General features: G+C 71.9%; 20 protein-coding genes. 8 read left to right on the forward strand and 12 right to left on the reverse strand.

What is annotated here, in order from left to right:
• Nucleotides 1-3: 3 nt before the first annotated feature.
• The 5 genes from OG448_RS12965 to hemL all read right to left on the reverse strand — a co-directional run bounded on the left by OG448_RS12965 (nucleotide 4) and on the right by hemL (nucleotide 4956).
• Complete coding sequence (locus OG448_RS12965; protein WP_391295510.1) at nucleotides 4-777, reverse strand: cytochrome c biogenesis protein CcdA; 774 nt, start codon at nucleotides 775-777, stop codon at nucleotides 4-6.
• Between the two features lies 1 nt (nucleotide 778).
• Nucleotides 779-1369: a TlpA family protein disulfide reductase gene (locus OG448_RS12970; RefSeq protein ID WP_405553674.1), complete on the reverse strand. Its 591-nt coding sequence runs from the start codon at nucleotides 1367-1369 to the stop codon at nucleotides 779-781.
• Between the two features lie 103 nt (nucleotides 1370-1472).
• Nucleotides 1473-2765 (reverse strand): hypothetical protein, encoded by a 1293-nt coding sequence (locus OG448_RS12975; RefSeq protein ID WP_405553675.1) that lies wholly within the window; start codon nucleotides 2763-2765, stop codon nucleotides 1473-1475.
• 158 nt (nucleotides 2766-2923) lie between these two features.
• Nucleotides 2924-3580, reverse strand: a complete 657-nt coding sequence (locus OG448_RS12980; protein ID WP_403385714.1) for a histidine phosphatase family protein — start codon at nucleotides 3578-3580, stop codon at nucleotides 2924-2926.
• A gap of 59 nt (nucleotides 3581-3639) precedes the next feature.
• Nucleotides 3640-4956: a glutamate-1-semialdehyde 2,1-aminomutase gene (hemL, locus tag OG448_RS12985; RefSeq protein WP_405553677.1), complete on the reverse strand. Its 1317-nt coding sequence runs from the start codon at nucleotides 4954-4956 to the stop codon at nucleotides 3640-3642.
• 337 nt (nucleotides 4957-5293) lie between these two features.
• On the opposite strand from hemL, the gene OG448_RS12990 reads away from it, so the two are divergent.
• Entirely contained in the window at nucleotides 5294-5932 is a 639-nt protein-coding gene (locus OG448_RS12990; protein ID WP_405553679.1) for a hypothetical protein, read from the forward strand.
• A gap of 3 nt (nucleotides 5933-5935) precedes the next feature.
• On the opposite strand, the gene OG448_RS12995 is transcribed toward OG448_RS12990, so the two are convergent.
• Nucleotides 5936-6538 carry a TetR/AcrR family transcriptional regulator gene (locus OG448_RS12995; protein ID WP_405553680.1) on the reverse strand — a complete coding sequence of 201 codons (603 nt, stop codon included), beginning with the start codon at nucleotides 6536-6538 and terminating at the stop codon, nucleotides 5936-5938.
• Nucleotides 6539-6667: 129 nt separating this feature from the next.
• Between OG448_RS12995 and OG448_RS13000 the strand changes: the two genes are divergently transcribed.
• A complete protein-coding gene (locus OG448_RS13000; protein ID WP_405553682.1) occupies nucleotides 6668-7405 on the forward strand; it encodes an SDR family NAD(P)-dependent oxidoreductase in 738 nt (245 codons plus the stop codon).
• Nucleotides 7406-7409: 4 nt separating this feature from the next.
• Here the strand turns inward: OG448_RS13000 and OG448_RS13005 are convergent, their stop codons facing one another.
• Nucleotides 7410-8669: a hypothetical protein gene (locus OG448_RS13005; protein WP_405553683.1), complete on the reverse strand. Its 1260-nt coding sequence runs from the start codon at nucleotides 8667-8669 to the stop codon at nucleotides 7410-7412.
• Between the two features lie 201 nt (nucleotides 8670-8870).
• Here OG448_RS13005 and OG448_RS13010 point away from each other — a divergent pair, with 201 nt between their 5' ends.
• Together OG448_RS13010 and OG448_RS13015 are read left to right on the forward strand one after the other, a co-directional pair.
• Nucleotides 8871-9326, forward strand: coding sequence for a hypothetical protein (locus OG448_RS13010; RefSeq protein ID WP_405553685.1), 456 nt, complete (start codon nucleotides 8871-8873; stop codon nucleotides 9324-9326).
• 198 nt (nucleotides 9327-9524) lie between these two features.
• The gene (locus tag OG448_RS13015; protein WP_405553686.1) at nucleotides 9525-9824 is read left to right on the forward strand and encodes a hypothetical protein; all 300 of its coding nucleotides are present in this window, start codon (nucleotides 9525-9527) and stop codon (nucleotides 9822-9824) included.
• A gap of 3 nt (nucleotides 9825-9827) precedes the next feature.
• On the opposite strand, the gene OG448_RS13020 is transcribed toward OG448_RS13015, so the two are convergent.
• From OG448_RS13020 to OG448_RS13035, 4 genes are all read right to left on the reverse strand, one after another.
• Nucleotides 9828-11249: an ATP-binding protein gene (locus OG448_RS13020; protein WP_405553688.1), complete on the reverse strand. Its 1422-nt coding sequence runs from the start codon at nucleotides 11247-11249 to the stop codon at nucleotides 9828-9830.
• Nucleotides 11249-11965 (reverse strand): response regulator transcription factor, encoded by a 717-nt coding sequence (locus OG448_RS13025; RefSeq protein WP_405553690.1) that lies wholly within the window; start codon nucleotides 11963-11965, stop codon nucleotides 11249-11251. Before OG448_RS13025 ends, OG448_RS13020 begins: the two co-directional genes overlap by 1 nt.
• Nucleotides 11966-12048: 83 nt before the next feature.
• Nucleotides 12049-12543 carry a MarR family winged helix-turn-helix transcriptional regulator gene (locus OG448_RS13030; RefSeq protein WP_405553692.1) on the reverse strand — a complete coding sequence of 165 codons (495 nt, stop codon included), beginning with the start codon at nucleotides 12541-12543 and terminating at the stop codon, nucleotides 12049-12051.
• Between the two features lie 23 nt (nucleotides 12544-12566).
• Nucleotides 12567-13064: a hypothetical protein gene (locus tag OG448_RS13035; RefSeq protein ID WP_405553693.1), complete on the reverse strand. Its 498-nt coding sequence runs from the start codon at nucleotides 13062-13064 to the stop codon at nucleotides 12567-12569.
• Between the two features lie 89 nt (nucleotides 13065-13153).
• Here OG448_RS13035 and OG448_RS13040 point away from each other — a divergent pair, with 89 nt between their 5' ends.
• Nucleotides 13154-13492 carry a YnfA family protein gene (locus OG448_RS13040; RefSeq protein ID WP_405553695.1) on the forward strand — a complete coding sequence of 113 codons (339 nt, stop codon included), beginning with the start codon at nucleotides 13154-13156 and terminating at the stop codon, nucleotides 13490-13492.
• Nucleotides 13493-13544: 52 nt separating this feature from the next.
• Entirely contained in the window at nucleotides 13545-14318 is a 774-nt protein-coding gene (locus tag OG448_RS13045) for an SDR family NAD(P)-dependent oxidoreductase (protein ID WP_405553696.1), read from the forward strand.
• 6 nt (nucleotides 14319-14324) lie between these two features.
• On the opposite strand, the gene OG448_RS13050 is transcribed toward OG448_RS13045, so the two are convergent.
• The gene (locus OG448_RS13050) at nucleotides 14325-15518 is read right to left on the reverse strand and encodes an RtcB family protein (RefSeq protein WP_405553698.1); all 1194 of its coding nucleotides are present in this window, start codon (nucleotides 15516-15518) and stop codon (nucleotides 14325-14327) included.
• 263 nt (nucleotides 15519-15781) lie between these two features.
• Here OG448_RS13050 and OG448_RS13055 point away from each other — a divergent pair, with 263 nt between their 5' ends.
• Nucleotides 15782-16612 (forward strand): DUF3558 domain-containing protein, encoded by an 831-nt coding sequence (locus tag OG448_RS13055; RefSeq protein ID WP_405553699.1) that lies wholly within the window; start codon nucleotides 15782-15784, stop codon nucleotides 16610-16612.
• A gap of 126 nt (nucleotides 16613-16738) precedes the next feature.
• Complete coding sequence (locus OG448_RS13060) at nucleotides 16739-17611, forward strand: DUF3558 family protein (protein WP_405553701.1); 873 nt, start codon at nucleotides 16739-16741, stop codon at nucleotides 17609-17611.
• Nucleotides 17612-17681: the final 70 nt, after the last annotated feature.

The following is a 17681-nucleotide window of genomic DNA, read 5'->3' on the forward strand; positions in this document are numbered from 1 at the left end:
CGTTCAGATCCCCACAGAGAAGCCGTCGGACCAGGTCTGCATCTCCTGCACCAGGTGGTCCCAGGCACCGGTCAGCAGCAGCACGCCGGTCACGATCATCATCGTGCCGCCGGCGCGCATCACCCAGACATAGTGGCGTTTGACCCAGCCGAAGGCGCCGAGCGCCTTGCGGAAGGCGATCGCGGTGAGCACGAAGGGCACGCCGAGCCCGAGGCAGTACGCGACGGTCAGTATCGCGCCCCGGCCCGCGCTCGCCTGCTGGGAGGAGAGGGCGACGACGGAGGCGAGGGTCGGACCGATGCAGGGCGTCCAGCCGATCCCGAAGAGCGCGCCGAGCACCGGCGCGCCGATCAGGCCGGTCGCCGGGCGCTTGTGGAAGCGGAACTCGCGCTGGGTCAGCCAGGGCATCAGGCCCATGAAGAAGATGCCGAGCAGGATCATCAGGACGCCCAGGACATGCGTGAGCACATCCTTGTAGCCCTGGAGCGTCTGCCCGAAGTATCCGAACAGGGCGCCACCGGAGACGAAGACCACGGTGAAGCCGAGCACGAAGAGGATGGCGCCGGTGGCCATCCGGCCGCGCCGGGCGTCGGCCAGGTCGGTGCCGGTGACGCCGGTCACGTAGGAGAGGTAGCCGGGGACCAGGGGGAGCACGCAGGGCGAGAAGAAGGAGACCAGCCCGCCCAGCACCGCGACGGGCAGGGCGAGCAGCAGGGCGCCGTTGAGCACGGTCTCGTTACGGCTCGTCACGGCGGCGAGCGTCAGCAGGGCGCTCACGTCACTTCTCCGCGAGGACCGGCTTGAGCATCTTCAGCAGGGCCGTGTCGTCGAGCGCCTCCAGCGCCCGCGCGGCGACCTTCCCGTCCCGGTCCAGGATCAGCGTGGAGGGGATGAGCTGCGGGTTGAGCGTGCCCTTGGGGAAGCGGAGCATCAGCTTGCCGGTCGGGTCGTACAGGCTCGGGTACGAGATCTCGTTGGCCTTCTCGAAGGCGAGGGCCGGGGTGGTGCTGGTGTCGCGGGTGTTGATCCCGACGAACTGCACGCCCTTGCCCGCGTACGCCTTGGAGACCTTGGAGAAGTACTTGGCCTCCTCCCGGCACGGCCCGCACCAGGAGCCCCAGACGTTGAGGACGACGACCTTGCCCTTGTAGTCGGCGACGTCGAGGGTCTTGCCGTCGATCGTCCTGCCCGACAGGGCGGGGGCCTGGGCGCGGTCGCTCTTCGCGGCGGTGTCTATGCCGTTGTGGCCGGTGACGAAGTTGGTGTCGCCGCCACCGCCGGAGGTCCCGCCGCTGCCGCACGCGGACAGGGTCAGGGCCGCGGCGGCGGCCACGGCACCGAGCAGGGCGGCGCGGCTACGGGTACTCATGTGAAAAGTTTCGCATGACGGTTCCGGCGGTTTCGCCCGCCCCCCTGCCGGGCCGAAAAGTACCTTTCAAGGGGCATTTACACGGGACATCACGGACGTATCGTCACGCGGCGTCGGGACTGGCGCTCTTGTCGTCCGCGCCGCCCGCGCCGCCGCCGCCGTCCGCCAGGAAGCCCTTCCAGCCCCCGGCCGGCTTCTGGCCGACCTCCAGGGTGCGCAGCTTCGCCAGCACCTCGGGCCGCTGCACGTCCAGCCAGTCGGCGAACTGCCGGAAGGAGACCAGCCGCACGTCCGCGCCCTTTTCCTTCTCGCGCGCGATGTGCTTGAACGCCTCCTCGACGGAGTCCATGTAGATCCCGCCGTTCCACTCCTCGAAGTGGTTGCCGATGAAGAACGGCGCCCGGTTGGTCTCGTACGCGCGCTGGAAGCCGCTGATGTACGCCTGCGCCGACTGCTTGCGCCAGCCCGGATAGTTGTAGGCGGGGGCCTTGGTCGAGTTGACCGACTGGTTGGCCAGCATGTTGTAGTCCATGGACAGCACCTCGAAGGAGTGTCCGGGGAACGGCACCTGCTGGAGGGGCAGGTCCCAGATGCCCTGGCGCTTGACCGGCCACATCTGGCGGCCGCCGGGCGAGGAGGCGTCGTAGCGCCAGCCCAGCTCGCGGGCGGTGGGCAGCAGGTTGTCCTGGCCGAGCAGACAGGGGGTGCGGCCGCCGACCAGTTCCTTGTCGTAGTCGAAGGGCAGCGCGGGCAGGTCGGTCCAGCCGGTGTTGGTGCGCCACTCCTTGACGAACGCCTTGGCCTGCTCGATCTCGCTGCGCCACTGGGCGGGCGTCCAGTTGCCGACGGTGCCGGAGCCGCCGCAGAAGTGCCCGTTGAAGTGGGTGCCGATCTCGTGGCCCTCGAGCCAGGCCCGGCGCACGTTGGTGAGCGTGGCCTTGACGTGCTCGTCGGTGAGGTAGCCGATGTCGGAGGCGCCGCGCGGGTTGTTCGGCGGGTTGTAGAGCCGCTTCTTCGACTCGGGCAGCAGATAGAGCCCGGAGAGGAAGAAGGTCATGCTCGCGCCGTGCTCCTTGGCCAGGTCCAGGAAGCGCGGGAAGAGACCGTTGCCGACCTCGCCGGCGCCGTCCCAGGAGAAGACCACGAACTGGGGCGGCATCTGACCCGGCTCCAGCGGCTCGGGGCGGGCGGGCTGGTGGGGCTGCTTGCCGGTGAAGGCGGTGGAGCCGTCGCCGATGGGGCGGGCCTTGGCGGGGGTGCGGCTCGGCGAGGGCTTGCCGGAACCGCTCGGGTGCTTGCCGCCGTCCACGGATGCGGAGGTACCGCAGCCGACGAGTCCGGCCGCCGCCGCCCCCGCGCCGAGGCCGAGTATTCCCCGCCGGGTGATGGTCTGCATGGAGCTCCCCGATTCGTCACGCCCACTGGTGTCACCCAGTCAGATGATGTGACGAACGGGGAGGTTCCGCGAGGGGCCGCTCCATCGCGACGGACACGGCAAAGTCACACGAAGCACACCGAATGTGCGGATTCCGGTTACCGATTCGGGGCGCGGTCTCAGGCGCCGAACGCCTTGCCCTGCGCCTCGGAGCCCTTCTGCGGCTTGGCACCGGCGCGCAGGTGCGCCGGGACCAGGTCGATCGCGGGCTCGCTGTAGCCGACGGACACGATCTTGTCACCGAGGTACGTGAAGGACGTCAGCGAGGCCAGCGTGCACTGCCGCTTGCGCGGGTCGTGCCAGAGCCGGCGCCGCTCGACGTAACTGCGCACGATCCAGATCGGGAGCTGATGGCTCACCAGCACCGCCTCATGCCCGCGCGCCGCGTCCTTGGCCGCGTTCAGCGCGCCCATCATCCGCACCACCTGGTCGACGTACGGCTCGCCCCAGGACGGCCGGAACGGGTTGACCAGGTGCTTCCAGTTGTCCGGGTTGCGCAGCGCGCCGTCCCCGACACCGAAGGTCTTGCCCTGGAAGACGTTGTCGGCCTCGATGAGCCGGGCGTCCGTGGCGAGGTCCAGCCCGTGCGCCTTGGCGATCGGGGTGGCCGTCTCCTGCGCCCGCTCCAGCGGGGAGGCGACGGCGTACGTGATGTCGCGCGGGGCCAGGTGCTCGGCGACCCGCTCGGCCATCTTCCGGCCCAGCTCGGAGAGGTGGTAGCCGGGCAGCCGGCCGTACAGCAGGCCGTCGGGGTTGTGCACCTCGCCGTGGCGCATCAGGTGGACGACGGTGACGTCCTTCTCGCCGGCGGCACCGGCCTTGTTCTCGGGGGTGGTCACGCGGTCGCCTCCGCGGCTGCTCGGGCCGCCGCCGGGAGGGCGTCGGCGATCTTCTGGATGGCCCGCTCGTCGTGGGCCGTGGACACGAACCAGGACTCGAAGGACGAGGGCGGCAGGTACACGCCGTTCGCCAGCAGCGAGTGGAAGAACGCGGTGAAGCGGAACGACTCCTGCCGCTTGGCGTCCTCGTAGGTGCGCACCTGCCGGTCGGTGAAGAACACCGAGAACATGTTGGAGGCGTGCTGCAGCCGGTGGGCCACGCCCTCCTTGGTCAGCGCCTCGGTGACCAGCGACTGGATCTGCGCGGACACCGCGTCGACCTTGTCGTACGCCGCGTCGTCCAGCAGCCGGAGCTGGGCGAGACCGGCGGCGGTGGCGACCGGGTTACCGGAGAGGGTGCCCGCCTGGTACACCGGGCCGGCCGGGGCGAGGTGCGCCATGACGTCGGCGCGACCGCCGAACGCGGCCGCGGGGAAGCCGCCGCCCATCACCTTGCCGAAGGTCATCAGGTCGGGCTTCACCCCGTCGACGCCGTACCAGCCGGCGCGGGAGGTGCGGAAGCCGGTCATCACCTCGTCGGAGATGTACAGCGCGCCGTTCTTGGCGCAGGCGTCCTTCAGGCCCTGGTTGAAGCCGGGGTCCGGTGGGACGACGCCCATGTTGCCCGGCGACGCCTCGGTGATCACGCAGGCGATCTCGCCGGGGTGCCGGTGGAACGCCTCCTGCACGGCCTCGAGGTCGTTGTACGGCAGCACGATGGTGTCGCCCGCCTGCGCGCCGGTGACACCAGGGGTGTCGGGCAGCGCGAAGGTGGCGAGGCCCGAACCGGCGGAGGCCAGCAGGGAGTCGACGTGGCCGTGGTAGCAGCCGGCGAACTTGATCACCTTGGACCGCCGGGTGAACCCGCGGGCCAGCCGGATCGCCGACATGGTGGCCTCGGTGCCGCTGCTGACGAGCCGCACCTGCTCGACCGGCTCGACGCGGCCGACGATCTCCTCGGCGAGGGCGACCTCGCCCTCACCGGGCGTACCGAAGGACGTGCCGCGCGCGACCGCCTCCTGGACGGCGGCGATGACCTCGGGGTGCGAGTGCCCGAGGATCATCGGACCCCAGGAGCACACCAGGTCGACGTACTCCCGCCCGTCGGCGTCGGTCAGGTACGGCCCGCTGCCCGAGACCATGAACCGGGGCGTGCCGCCGACCGCGCGGAAGGCGCGCACCGGCGAGTTCACGCCGCCCGGCGTGACGACGGAGGCGCGGTCGAAGAGCGCCTGCGAGGCGGGCGCGTCGTAGGGGTAGGGCGTTTCGCTCATGACGTGCGGCTTCTCCGACTTCTCGGACTCCGGTGGGGTGGTGACCCCCTCAGGGTAGGCGGAGCGGCCCGGCGGCGGCGCCGTGCCCCGTCCGGGCGGGGGCGACCGCTCTCACGGAGCCGATCCGGCCGACCTTCCTGGCCGGTCTTTGACGATCTGCGAGACTGACACCTGATACACACACCTCCGCGGCACGTAGTGATCTGAGACCGGGAAGATCCTGCGGACTTCGGTTTCACCGCACGTTTCGGCGGGCGGCCGTGGGGGAGGTCACTGACACGATGATCGGGTTGCGCGGCGGGGGCCACGCGTCCTAGAAAAGCACTCGGGTGGAGATATGCATCGCGGTGGCGGACTGGGCGAGGGGACTGATGACCTGGGTCCTCGGCGAGCCCGGCGGGGAAGGCACCGGCGCGAAGCGGAGGAAGCGACCGAAACACGTCAGGCCGACGCACGTCAGGCACAGGGTCTACCGAGTGAGCCCGAACTGGGCGACCGGGCCGCCCGCCTCGGGGCGGGGAGCAGAAATGGTGGTCGGGTGGGGGTGACGTACAAATACTTCGGTGCGCCGGACGGCGCGACCGCGGCCCGCGTCCCCATCTCGATGCGTCCCGAGGAACTCGGCGGCGACGAGCTGGGCATGAACGGCATGTTCACCAAGATCAAGCCGGAGACGATGGCCGCGATGGTGCTGACCGGCATCGAGGGCGTCCCCCTGCACAAGGTCCCGCCCCTCGAACTCGTCGTCCTCCACCCCGACTACGCCGTCGTCAAGCTCCCCATGACCGTCGTCGACCCGCTCCGCGACATCGGCGAGGAAGCGGTCGGCGCGGCAGCCTTCATCTGGTCCACGGTCCCGGACCGCGGCGGCCCGAGCGACGCCTTCAACGTCTACCAACTCCTGCACGAGTGGCAGGACTTCAGCCACCGGTTGCACGAGGCGGGGCACCAGCCGTACTGCCTCGTCTGGCCCTGAGCCCTAGACGGAGCGCTCCGGGGGCGGGATCACGCGTGCTCCCACCTCCGCCGCTGCCGCGAGTTCGGGGTACGTGGCTCCAGCGGATGCCTCCACGTTGAGGCCCTCGGCCGTGGCGACGACGCAGCGGGCCAGGGCGGCGCAGTCCGTGGCCGGGGGGAGGTCGCCGTCGGTGACGGCCTTTTCCAGGCGGTCGTGCAGGGCCTGGCGGGTGCGGGCGCGGCTGGCGGCGAGGAGCTGGACGATCTCGCCGTCCTCGCCGCCGCAGGCGAGGCCCCCCTGCACGGTGAGACAGCCCGCCGGGCGGTCGGGGAGAGTCGCGGCCTCGGCGGTCCCGGTCAGGAACTTCAGTACCGCCTGCCGCGCGGTGGGCTCCGCCATCGACTCGGTGAGAGTGCGGGAGCGCTCGTTCTCGTAGCGGCTCAGCGCCTCCTCGAACAGGGCGCGCTTGTTGCCGAAGGTCGCGTACAGACTCGGCGGGTTGATGCCCATGGCGGCCGTGAGGTCGGCTATCGACGTGCCCGTGTACCCCTGCCGCCAGAAGAGGTTCATGGCGATGTCGAGCGCCCCGTCCCTGTCGAACGCCCGCTTGCGGCCCCTTGGCATGTCCGTCCTCCCGCTCCTCGCCGACCCCTATTCTCCGGCTTGCTTTTTCATAGCGATCGATACAGTGTAGAAGCACGTGCTTTAGCGATCGCTACAGAAATACGTACGCAGCGAGCATCGGAGACACGCATGTCCGAGAACACCCCTGAACTCACCGGCAGGCGCGCCCTCGTCACCGGGGCCACCAGCGGGATCGGCGCGGCCACCGCCCGCCACCTGGCGGCGCGCGGTGCGCACGTGATCGTCGTCGGCCGGGACGGCGCGCGCGGCGCCGACGTCCTACGGCAGATCACCGACGCCGGCGGCACCGCCCGGTTCGTCCGCGCCGATGTCGGCGACCCGGCGCAGATCACCGCGCTGCGGCAGGAGGCCGGTGACATCGACATCCTCGTCAACAACGCCGGGTTCGCCCTCTGGGCGCCCACCGAGACCTATGCGCAGGAGGACCTGGAAGCCACCTGGGCGACCAACGTCCGCGCCCCCTTCCTCCTGGTCGCCGCCTTCGTGCCGGCCATGCTGGAGAACAAGAGCGGCGCGATCGTCAACATCGGCAGCATCGCCGCCGACCTGGGGGTGCCCGGCGCCGCCGCCTACAGCGCCAGCAAGGCCGCGCTGCACGCGCTGACCCGTGCGTGGGCCGCCGAGTTCGGCGGGCGAGGGGTGCGGGTGAACACCGTCGCGCCGGGGCCGGTACGGACCTCGATGGGCGACCCCGAGGTGGTCGAGCAGATCGCCGCCGCCGCTCCGCTGGGCCGCGTGGCGGAGCCCGAGGAGATCGCGGAACTGGTCGGCTTCCTCGCCTCCGACCGCTCCAGCTACGTCACCGGCGCCACGCTCGACGTGGACGGCGGCCGCAACGCCGTCTGACGGCTCAGCCCGCCCGCTCCTCCCCTACAAAGTCCACCACCGCCAACGCGAACAGCAGAGCCAGCGCGAGGCCCACGACCACCCAGCCGGTGGGGTGGGGCCAGAAGACGAACGCGACCACGGCCCCCGCCACCAGCAGCCAGCCGAGCCAGACGCGGTGGCGGTGGACGAAGGGGCCCACCGGGCCGGTGCGCAGGCCGAGGCGGTCGGTCTGGGCACGGGCCGCACCGATGCCCGCGTGCCAGACCTGGCGGACGGCGCGGGCACGGCGGCCGGGGCCGCTGAGCCAGGCGGCCAGAGCGAGGATGACGCCGAGGGCGACGACCGCTCGTACCGCCGTACGCAGGAAGCGGGTCAGGGTGTCGTAGACGGCTCCGGCGGCGGGCTGGGACACCGAGGCGGGGAGGGCGTCCAGGTAGAAGGCGCGGAAGACGGTGAGGGCCACGCCCAGGACGAGGGCGGTGACGGCGAAGCCGAGGGCCGCCGCGACCAGGGCGCGGCGGCGGCGTACGGCGAGCAAGACCCCGGCCGCGAGGAGCACGGCGGCGATGACCGGCAGCCATACGCCCGCCAGTTGGAGCAGCCGGAAGTAGGAACGGAGGTCGGCGACCTTCTCCGTGCGCAGGACCGTGAAGTCCGTGTGCACGTCCGGGATCTTCGCCGCGGGCTTCAGACCAGCGTCCACCAGTCGGGTCTTGACCTCTTGGATGACGGGGGCGAGATCGACGGTCACCGCGTCGCCCTCGATCCGTACCGCTCCCCCGCCGCTGCCGGTCAGCGCCTTGTCGACCGTGGTGTGGAGCCGGCGGTTGGCGTCGGTCCAGAAGCGGGCGAAGGTCTCGGAGGCGACGACCTCGCGGGCCTTGTCCCGGACGAAGCCGGACACCGCGTCGTCGAGCGAGCTCCCGAGCGCGCCGAGGGCCTTCTCCAGCAGGGGCCGGTCGGCGGGGGCGGCGTCCTTCAGCAGGTGGGCCAGGTCCAGGTACTGCATCAGCGCGCCGGTGATCCGGTCGGCGGCGGCGTCCTGCACGGCGGGATCGTGGGCGAGGGGCGCGACGGTGGCGACGTACCGGTCGGTGTCGTCAGCCAGGTCGGCCGTCCATGTGGCGACCAGGGCCAGCGGCGCGAGCAGGCAGCCGAGGACGATCAGGACGACCGCGCACGCCGAGCGCGTCCGGTGCCGTACGGGCGCCGGGCGGGACTCCAGCGCGTCGACGCGCTCCCGCAGCCGGGCCATCTCGTCGCCCGGCTCCCGATCCGCCATGCTGGTCCTCCTCCGCCCACACCCTGTCAGGAGCAGCACATCCCGTGCCCCGCGCGAGCGCGAGCGACGGTGCGCCGTTCGGGTGTCCGCCTCCACCGCCTGCCGTACCCGGCGTGCGGAGTCCGGTGACCGCCCCTTCACTGGGGGCAGCGGAGCCGAATTCGGGAGGCTGGCATGGCTGGGTGCGGGACACGGCGGGCGGTGGGTACGGCCCTGGTGGTGGCGCTCGGGATCGCGGTGACCGGCTGCTCGGACGGCAACAGCCCCTCCGGCCAGGCCAGCAAGGCCGCCTCGGCCGCCTCCTCCCTCGCCTCGCGCGCCTCCGGCACGGTGGCCTCGGCCACGGCGGAGGCCAAGCGGAAGCTGGACCAGGTCAAGGGCGGGGTGGACGCCAAGAAGGACGTGTCGGTGGGAAAGGTCACCACCGGCAAGGGCGGCGTACCCACGACCGAGGTGTCCGCGAAGAACACCACCGGCGACAAGAAGTCCTTCACCGTGCAGGTCAACTTCCGTGACGCCAAGGGTGATCTGCAGGACACCGTGGTCGTGAACGTCGATGACGTCGCGGCCGGCGCGACCGGCCGGGCCACCGCCCGCAGCCACCGCGAGCTGACCGGCGACATACGGGCCGACGTGGGGACGGCGCTGCGGCACTGAGCCGTCGGCCATGATGGAGGGGGCCGTATGCACGGCCTCGCTCGCCAGTCCGGACGCCAGAGCCGTCGCCCGGAGGGGCCGGCCGTCGTTGTCCACACCCAGGGAGCAACCGCACGGCAATCACGCCCGCACCGGGCCGACCCTACGTATCGTAGGTTTTCAACCGCCCCCAGCCACAAGCCAGTTCATCGGGGAGACATGCACCAGACACGATCCGAGACCGAACCGGCGGGGACCGCGTCGACGCCGGTCGTCGATGTGCGGGACCTGAAACCCACCCTGACCCTGCTCTTCGTCAGCCTCGCCATCGCGGCCGTCGGCGTCTACGAACTGTGCGGCTTCGGCCTGCACAGCCTCGACCAGCGCCCGCATCTGTTCAGCGACGGCCTGACCACCGGCGGAGTGATCGTCGCCGCGGTCGCGGCCGGAGCGGCGGTCGGCAACCTGGCCTGGACCCTCTCGGCGGCCCGCCGGGGCCCCCAGGACGAGCGGCCCTAGACCTCAGGCGGGGCCCACTCCCCCGCCCACCGTGAACCCGATCACCGCGCCCCCGCCCTCCCTGCGGTAGGCGAACGGCGCCCCGCCGTGGGACATCGCGATCTCCCGGACGATGGACAGCCCGAGCCCCGAGCCGGGCTGGGAGCGAGCTTCCGCGGCCCGGTAGAAGCGGTCGAAGATCCGCAGCAGGTCGCCCTCGGCGATACCGGGCCCCCGGTCCAGCACCTCAACCCGGACCGTCCCCGCCGCCGCCCCGGCCACCCGGACCTCGATGGGCTCCGTCCCCTCCCGGTCGAACTTGGCCGCGTTCTCCACGAGGTTCGACAGCGCCCGCTGGAGCAGTCCCGGACGGCCCTCCGCGTACGTGTCCCCGCTCACCGCCAGCACGATCCGCCGGCCGGTACGGCGCACGGCCAGCCCCACCACGTCCTCAGCGATGTCCGCGAGGTCCACCCACTGCGGCGGCTCGGAGTCCGACTGCCCGGCGGCCAGGTCCACCAGCTCGTTGACCAGGTCGGTCAGCTCCCGCGCCTCCAGCGTGAGGTCCGCCACCAGGTCCTCGCGCGTCTCCGGCGGCAGCTCGTCGATCCGGCGCAGCAGCGAAATGTTCGTCCGCAGCGAGGTCAGCGGGGTGCGCAGCTCGTGCCCCGCGTCCTGCACCAGCCGCCGCTGGTCCTCCTCGGACTGGGCGAGCCGGCCCAGCATCCGGTCGAAGGCGCGGCCCAGGCGCCCCACCTCGTCCGGCCCGGTCACCGGCACCTGGATGCCGAGTCGCCGGGTACGGGCCACGTCCTCGGCGGCGGAGGTCAGCAGCACCAGGCGCCGGGTGATGCGGCGGGCCAGCCACCAGCCGAACAGCCCGGCGCCCACCACCACGGCCGCCATCAGGATCAGCGTGCGCTGCTGGAGGGTGCGCAGCAGGTCCTCGGTGTCGCTGAACTCCTGCGCCACCTGCACCGCGCCCCGGCCACCGCCGAGCGAGACGGTGGCGACCCGGAAGAGGTCCTCGCCGACCCGTACGTCCTTGTGCTCGGCCAGTCTCCCCGCGCTCCGCGCCCCGGCCACCTCGCGGTCGCGGGCGGTGACGGGCAGGCCGGGGGTGCCGTGGTCCACGACCTCCCCGCGCGCGCCGAGCACCTGCACGTCCGTACGGGCCGGCCGCACCAGGTCGTGGCCGGGCCGGGCGGAGGAGAAGTCGTCCGGGGTCATCGGGTGCTGCCGCACCTCGGCCTGCACGTCCCGCACGACCTGCGTGAACACCGACTGCTGGTCGACCCGGACCAGCCGCGCGGCCGAGCCGTACGACAGGATGCCGACCAGGATCGTGACCGCGGCGGTGACGGCCGCGAACGACACGGCGAACGTGGTGCGCAGCGAGCGCAGTCCGGTGCGGGACCCGCCCGGCAGCCGCCAGGAGCGGCCCACTACTCCTCCCGCAGGACGTACCCCACACCGCGCACGGTGTGGATGAGCTGCGGGGCGCCGGGGGCGTCCAGCTTGCGGCGCAGATAACCGACGTAGACGGCGAGGTTCTTGGAGCCGGGGCCGAAGTCGTAGCCCCAGATGCGGTCGTAGATGGTGGCGTGGTCGAGCACGATGCCCGCGTTGCGCACCAGCAGCTCCAGCAGCTCGAACTCGGTCCTGGTCAGCTCCAGTTCGCGCCCCGCGCGCCAGGCACGGCGGGCCTGGAGGTCCATGCGGATGCCCGCGCCCTCGATCTGCCGGTCGGAGAGCTGCGCGTCCCGGGCCGGGCCGGGCTCGCCCGCGGGAGCGGGGGAGGTACGGCGCAGCAGGGCGCGCAGGCGGGCGAAGACCTCCTCGACGTCGAAGGGCTTGACCACGTAGTCGTCGGCGCCCGCGTCCAGGCCCGCGATGCGGTCGGCGGTCTCCACCAGCGCGGTCAGCATCAGGATCGGGGTGCGGTCGCCCTCGGCGCGCAGCACCCGGCAGACCTGGAGGCCGTCGATGCCGGGCATCATCACGTCCAGCAGCAGCACGTCCGGCGGGGTGCGGTGGGCCTGCGCCAGCGCCTCGACGCCGTCGGCGACCGCCGTCACCGCGTAGCCCTCCAGGGTCAGGGCCCGCTCCAGGGCATGGCGGATGGCGCGGTCGTCTTCGGCGAGGAGCACAGTGTGGGGCACGCCCCCAGTCTGCCAAGGGCGGCGGCGCTCCGGCCGGGGCCGGGGGCCCGCGGGCGCCCTTTTTACCCGGCTCTCACCGGCGCTCACACCCCGGTTTCGGTGTCCCGGCCCTCGCGCAGCCGGGCGATCCGCTCCCCGGTGAACTCCACCGTGCGCTGCATGTGCCCGATGATGACGGCGAGTTCGGTGTCGTCCAGCTCACCGAAGATGCGCGACCAGTCGCCGGACAGCTCCTCCCAGACGTGCCGGAACTCCGCGATCTTCTCCGGTACGGGGACGACCAGCACCCGGCGCCGGTCGCCCGCGTCCCGGCGCCGTACGACGTACCCGGCGCGCTCCAGGCGGTCCACCAGGCGGGTCGCGGAGCCGGTGGTGAGGCCGGTGAGCGCGGCGACGTGGCCGGTGGTGACGGGCTCGGGCTCCAGGGTGAGCAGGTTCAGGCACTGCAGGTCGGTGGGGTGCAGGCCGATGCGGTCGGCGACGGCCTGGTTGAACAGGGCGTAGGAGGCGATGTAGCGGCGGGACACCGCGTCCAGCTCCGCGAGCAGCCGGGGCCGCGCGCTGTCGTTCCCGGCCATGCCGTCCTCCTCGCGTCCGCGGGTCAGAACGAGTACTCGTCGCCGGTGGGCAGCACCAGCACCCGCAGCCGGTCGTTGCTGCGGTCGGGGTCGGTGACCCCGCCGTTCCACGCGGTCTCCACCTCCAGGGTCACCTCCGGCGCGGGCACCCGCAGCCGGACCCCCAGCCGGACCTCCTCCCCCGCCTGGCCCGCGACGAGCGCGCCGGTCCCGCAGACCACCGTCCGCTCCCCGGTCCGCGCGCACCCCGGCGACAGCGTCACCGCCCCGGCGGGGCCCACCGACCACCGCAGCCGCACGCTCGCCTCCGGCACGGCGGCCGGGCCGTGGTCGCGCGGGGTGAGCCGCACCTCCATCCGGTCGCCGTCGATCACGGCGTGGCCGTGGAAGGCGAGGTCGGCGCGGGGCGCCGGGGCCGCCTGGGCCGGGCCCCCGGCCCACAGGACCGCGCCCGCGCAGCCGGCCAGCAGCAGCCATGCCCTCGTCCGTACCCGCACGCCGACCACTCCCGTTTCCGTCACCGGTTCCACCCACCCGATGTATGCCACGCGAGCCGGACCGCAGGCGCCCTCCAACAGGTGAACGGGGGGCGCGTGCCAGGCTTCTCCCCATGCTGATCCTGCGCTCCGCCGCCCTGTTCGTCATCGCCGCCCTCTTCGAGATCGGCGGCGCGTGGCTGGTCTGGCAGGGCGTACGCGAGCACCGGGGCTGGCTGTGGATGACCGGCGGGGTGCTGGCGCTGGGCGCGTACGGGTTCGTCGCCACCTTCCAGCCGGACGCCCACTTCGGCCGCATCCTCGCGGCATACGGCGGCATCTTCGTGGCCGGGTCCATCCTGTGGGGCGTGGTCGCGGACGGCTACCGCCCCGACCGCTACGACATCACCGGCGCCCTGATCTGCCTGGCCGGCATGGCCGTGATCATGTGGGCCCCGAGGAACGGCGGCTGAGGCTCGCCTAGGCTGGACGCGAGTCCCCGATCTCTCTGCCCAGGAGCAGCCCATGGCCAGCGCCCCCTCCGCCGCGTCCCGCATCGCCGTCGTCACGGGCGCGAGCAGCGGTATCGGGGCGGCCACCGCGCGGCAGCTCGCGGCGGCCGGGTACCGGGTGGTGCTCACCGCGCGCCGGGCCGACCGTATCGAGGCCCTGGCGAAGGAGCTGACCGAGGCGGGCCACTCGGCCACCGCCTACCCGCTGGACGTGACGGACCGGGCGGCGGTGGACGAGTTCGCGGGCGCGTTCCGCACCATCGGCGTACTGGTCAACAACGCGGGCGGCGCGCTCGGCGCGGACCCGGTGGCCAGCGCCGACCCGGAGCACTGGCGCACGATGTACGAGACGAACGTCCTCGGCACCCTCAACCTCACCCAGGCCCTGCTGCCCAAGCTGGAGGCCAGCGGCGACGGCACGGTGGTCGTCGTCTCCTCCACCGCCGGTCTCTCCACCTACGAGGGCGGCGCGGGCTACGTCGCCGCCAAGCACGCCGAGCACGTCCTCGCCGAGACCCTCCGCCTGGAGATCGTCGGCAAGCCGGTCCGCGTCCTCGAGATCGCCCCCGGCATGGTCAAGACCGAGGAATTCGCCCTCACCCGCTTCGACGGCGACACGGAAAAGGCGGCCAAGGTCTACGAAGGCGTCGCCGAACCCCTGACGGCCGACGACGTGGCCGAAGCCATCACCTGGGCGGTGACCCGCCCCAGCCACGTCAACGTGGACCTCATGGTCCTCCGCCCCCGAGCCCAGGCCAGCAACACCAAGGTCCACCGGGAACTGTGAGACGCCTCAGCCCTTCACGCAGACGAACTGCTTGAGTTTGGCCACCACTTCCACCAGGTCGCGCTGCTGCGCCATCACCTGGTCGATGTCCTTGTAGGCGGCCGGAATCTCGTCCAGGACGCCCGCGTCCTTGCGGCACTCGACGCCCCGTGTCTGGGCCTCCAGGTCCCGCACAGTGAACCGGCGCTTCGCAGCGGACCGGCTCATCCGCCGACCGGCGCCGTGTGAGGCCGAGTTGAAGGACTTCTCGTTGCCGAGCCCCTTCACGACGTACGAACTGGTGCCCATCGAGCCCGGAATGATCCCGAACTCCCCGGAGCCGGCCCGGATCGCGCCCTTACGGGTCACGAGCAGGTCCATGCCGTCGTACCGCTCCTCCGCCACGTAGTTGTGGTGGCAGGAGATCTCCGGCTCGAAGGTCGGCTTCGCCTTCTTGAACTCCTTGCGGATGACGTCCTTCAGGAGCGCCATCATCAGGGTGCGGTTGTACTTCGCGTACTCCTGCGCCCAGTACAGGTCGTTCCGGTACGCGGCCATCTGCGGGGTGTCCGACACGAACACCGCGAGGTCACGGTCGACCAGCCCCTGGTTGTGCGGGAGCTTCTGGGCGACGCCGATGTGGTGCTCGGCGAGCTCCTTGCCGATGTTGCGGGAGCCGGAGTGCAGCATGAGCCAGACCGCGCCCTCGGTGTCGGTGCAGCATTCGATCAGGTGGTTGCCGCTGCCCAGTGTCCCCATCTGCAACGCCGCCCGCTCCCGGCGGAAGTGGACCGGCTCCGCGACCGTGTCGAAGCGGGACCAGAAGGTGTCCCAGCCCGAGGTGGGGAGGGCGTGGAAGCGGGAGGGGTCGAGGGCGGTGGTGTGCATGCCGCGGCCGACCGGGATGGCCTGCTCGATGCGGGAGCGGAGGCGGGTGAGGTCGCCGGGGAGGTCGTTCGCCGTGAGGGAGGTCTTGACCGCGGACATGCCGCAGCCGATGTCGACGCCCACCGCCGCCGGGCACACCGCGTCGCGCATGGCGATGACCGAGCCGACCGTCGCGCCCTTGCCGTAGTGCACGTCCGGCATCACGGCGAGGCCCTCGATCCAGGGCAGGGTGGCCACGTTCTGGAGCTGGCGCAGCGCGCCGTCCTCGACGGTGGCCGGGTCGGTCCACATCCGCACCGGGACGCGTGCGCCCGGTATCTCCACGTACGACATACCTGATCAATCCCCCATGGGTGACATGACAACTGATACGCCGGACAAGGGTCATTGCTCACGGAAGTCACCCGAACCGGCAGAACGCAAAAGCGGCGCCAGGGCCGGTGAAATGGGACAGGGGACCGGCGACCACGGCGGTGCGTGCGATACACATTGTGTCCAGCAGGCGCCCCGCCTCGGCAAGCGATTAACCAGCGGGGACACTGGAGCATCGACCGGGCACCGCCGTCGGGTCGCACACCGTCCTAAGGAGCCCGACCGTGCAGCGGAAGGCGTACATCACCGGCACCGCCGCCCTCCTCGCGGCCCTGCTGGCAGGCTGTAGCTCGGGCTCCGGCGGCGGCACGCCCACCGACGACGCCAACCCCGGCGACGCCGCCTCCGCCCCGGCCGCCGCCCAGCCCGGCCGGTACCGCACCCTGCCCGAGCCCTGCGGCGCCGTCGGCCACGACACCCTCGGCACCCTGCTCCCCGGCATCCAGCAGCTCACCGACCCCGACCAGCGCGACAAGGCGTACCGGGGCGTGCCCGCGCTGACCTACGACACCGACCGCAAGGTGGGCTGCCGTTGGAAGGTGGAGTCCACCCTCGCCACCGACCGCCTCTCGGTCGACTTCGAGCGCGTGGTGTCGTACGACGGCGCGGTCAGCGACGACACCCAGGCGCAGAAGCTGTTCCAGGGCATGGCCAAGGCCGCCGACCTGCCCGTGCCCTCGCTCTCCGCGCCCGCCTCCCCCAGCACCAGCCCGAGCGGCAGCCCCTCCCCGTCCGCGGACCCCTCCGGCAGCCCCACGTCGGCCACCTCCACCGACCCCGCCGCGGGCGGCTCCGGCAGCGCGGCGTCCACCGACCTCCAGCCCCGCGTGCTGCCCGACCTCGGTGACGAGGCGTACCTGGACGACCAGCTCGACTCGTCCGGTTCGACCGCCGAACCCCGGACGGTGACTGTGGTGTTCCGCACGTCCAACGTGGTCGTCACCATCGACTACGAGGAGCAGCCGATGGCCGTCGGCGCGGTCCCGGACAGCAAGGAAATGCAGGACAGGGCACGCGATCTGGCCTCTCAACTGGCCGACGTGCTGGACGGCTGACGCCCCCTCGCCCGCCCCCGGCCCCCTCCCCCGAGGCGCTCGACCGGCGACCGCGTGCCGCGCGTACCGCGTACGGTGGCCCCGCAGGAACCCGCATGAACACCGAGCGTCACGAGTGAAGGAACCATGCAGCGAGCAGCCCAGCGAGACGACCGTGCCCAGCGTGGACCGCGTGCCACGCGTCTGAGCCGTGCCCTGGTGTGCGCGGCAGCCGTTCCCGCGGTACTGATCACCGCGGCCTGTTCCTCGGACTCCGGCGACGCCCCGGGCAAGGCGGGCGCCTCCGCCAAGCCGTCCGGCGGCAGCGCTTCCCAGCAGCCCTCGGCGAAGCCCTCCCCGACCGTGCAGGCGTCGGTGTTCCGCAAGCTGCCCGAGCCGTGCAAGGTGCTGCCGAAGAAGACGCTGGGCGACCTGGTGCCGGAGGCGGACACGGACGGCAAGAAGGGTTCCAGCGACAACACCGCGAACCGGTCCTCCTGCTCCTGGACCAGCCTGGACAACAACGGCGTCAAGGGCTCGCAGTTCCGCTGGCTGAACGTCTCCCTGCTGCGCTTCGACTCCGACACCTCCCGCGGCAGCGGCAACGACCAGGCGCACACGTACTACACGCGCCAGGTCCAGGACGCCAAGGCCGCCTCGGGCGCGAAGAACACCAAGACGGAGGCGCTCGGCGGCACCGGCGACGAGGCGACCGCGGTGCACTACGACCTGAAGAAGAAGGAAGGCGCCTTCAAGCAGCAGACGGTGGTCGCGCGCGTGGAGAACGTCGTGATCACCCTCGACTACAACGGCGCCGGTCTCGCGGGCGACAAGACCCCGGACGCGGGCGACCTCACGGCGGACGCCAAGAAGGCTGCCAAGGAGGCGGTCAGCGCGGTGGCCAGTGCCAACGGCCGTGACGCGGAAGGCAGTTCCCCCTCCGCCAGCCCCTCCAAGGGCGCCTCCAAGTCCCCCTCCCCCAAGGGCTCGGCGTCCTCCGCCGCCCCCAAGAAGGGCTGACCGACACCACGTTCGGCGCACACCTGTGCCACTCTGTTGCGCGCAACAACACGCAAGGGAGGGGAGTACG

Source organism: Streptomyces sp. NBC_01171 (assembly GCF_045039805.1).
GTDB lineage: Bacteria > Actinomycetota > Actinomycetes > Streptomycetales > Streptomycetaceae > Streptomyces.

Excerpts from the sequence above, each read along its gene's own strand:
- OG448_RS13040 (WP_405553695.1), top strand. The coding sequence starts at position 13,154 with ATGCTGATCCTGCGCTCCGCCGCCCTGTTCGTCATCGCCGCCCTCTTC.
- OG448_RS13000 (WP_405553682.1), top strand. The coding sequence starts at position 6,668 with ATGTCCGAGAACACCCCTGAACTCACCGGCAGGCGCGCCCTCGTCACC.
- OG448_RS13045 (WP_405553696.1), top strand. The coding sequence starts at position 13,545 with ATGGCCAGCGCCCCCTCCGCCGCGTCCCGCATCGCCGTCGTCACGGGC.
- OG448_RS12990 (WP_405553679.1), top strand. The coding sequence starts at position 5,294 with ATGCATCGCGGTGGCGGACTGGGCGAGGGGACTGATGACCTGGGTCCT.
- OG448_RS13030 (WP_405553692.1), bottom strand. The coding sequence starts at position 12,543 with ATGGCCGGGAACGACAGCGCGCGGCCCCGGCTGCTCGCGGAGCTGGAC.
- OG448_RS12975 (WP_405553675.1), bottom strand. The coding sequence starts at position 2,765 with ATGCAGACCATCACCCGGCGGGGAATACTCGGCCTCGGCGCGGGGGCG.
- OG448_RS12995 (WP_405553680.1), bottom strand. The coding sequence starts at position 6,538 with ATGCCAAGGGGCCGCAAGCGGGCGTTCGACAGGGACGGGGCGCTCGAC.
- OG448_RS13060 (WP_405553701.1), top strand. The coding sequence starts at position 16,739 with ATGCAGCGAGCAGCCCAGCGAGACGACCGTGCCCAGCGTGGACCGCGT.
- OG448_RS12980 (WP_403385714.1), bottom strand. The coding sequence starts at position 3,580 with ATGCGCCACGGCGAGGTGCACAACCCCGACGGCCTGCTGTACGGCCGG.
- OG448_RS13005 (WP_405553683.1), bottom strand. The coding sequence starts at position 8,669 with ATGGCGGATCGGGAGCCGGGCGACGAGATGGCCCGGCTGCGGGAGCGC.
- OG448_RS12970 (WP_405553674.1), bottom strand. The coding sequence starts at position 1,369 with ATGAGTACCCGTAGCCGCGCCGCCCTGCTCGGTGCCGTGGCCGCCGCC.
- OG448_RS13050 (WP_405553698.1), bottom strand. The coding sequence starts at position 15,518 with ATGTCGTACGTGGAGATACCGGGCGCACGCGTCCCGGTGCGGATGTGG.
- hemL (WP_405553677.1), bottom strand. The coding sequence starts at position 4,956 with ATGAGCGAAACGCCCTACCCCTACGACGCGCCCGCCTCGCAGGCGCTC.
- OG448_RS13015 (WP_405553686.1), top strand. The coding sequence starts at position 9,525 with ATGCACCAGACACGATCCGAGACCGAACCGGCGGGGACCGCGTCGACG.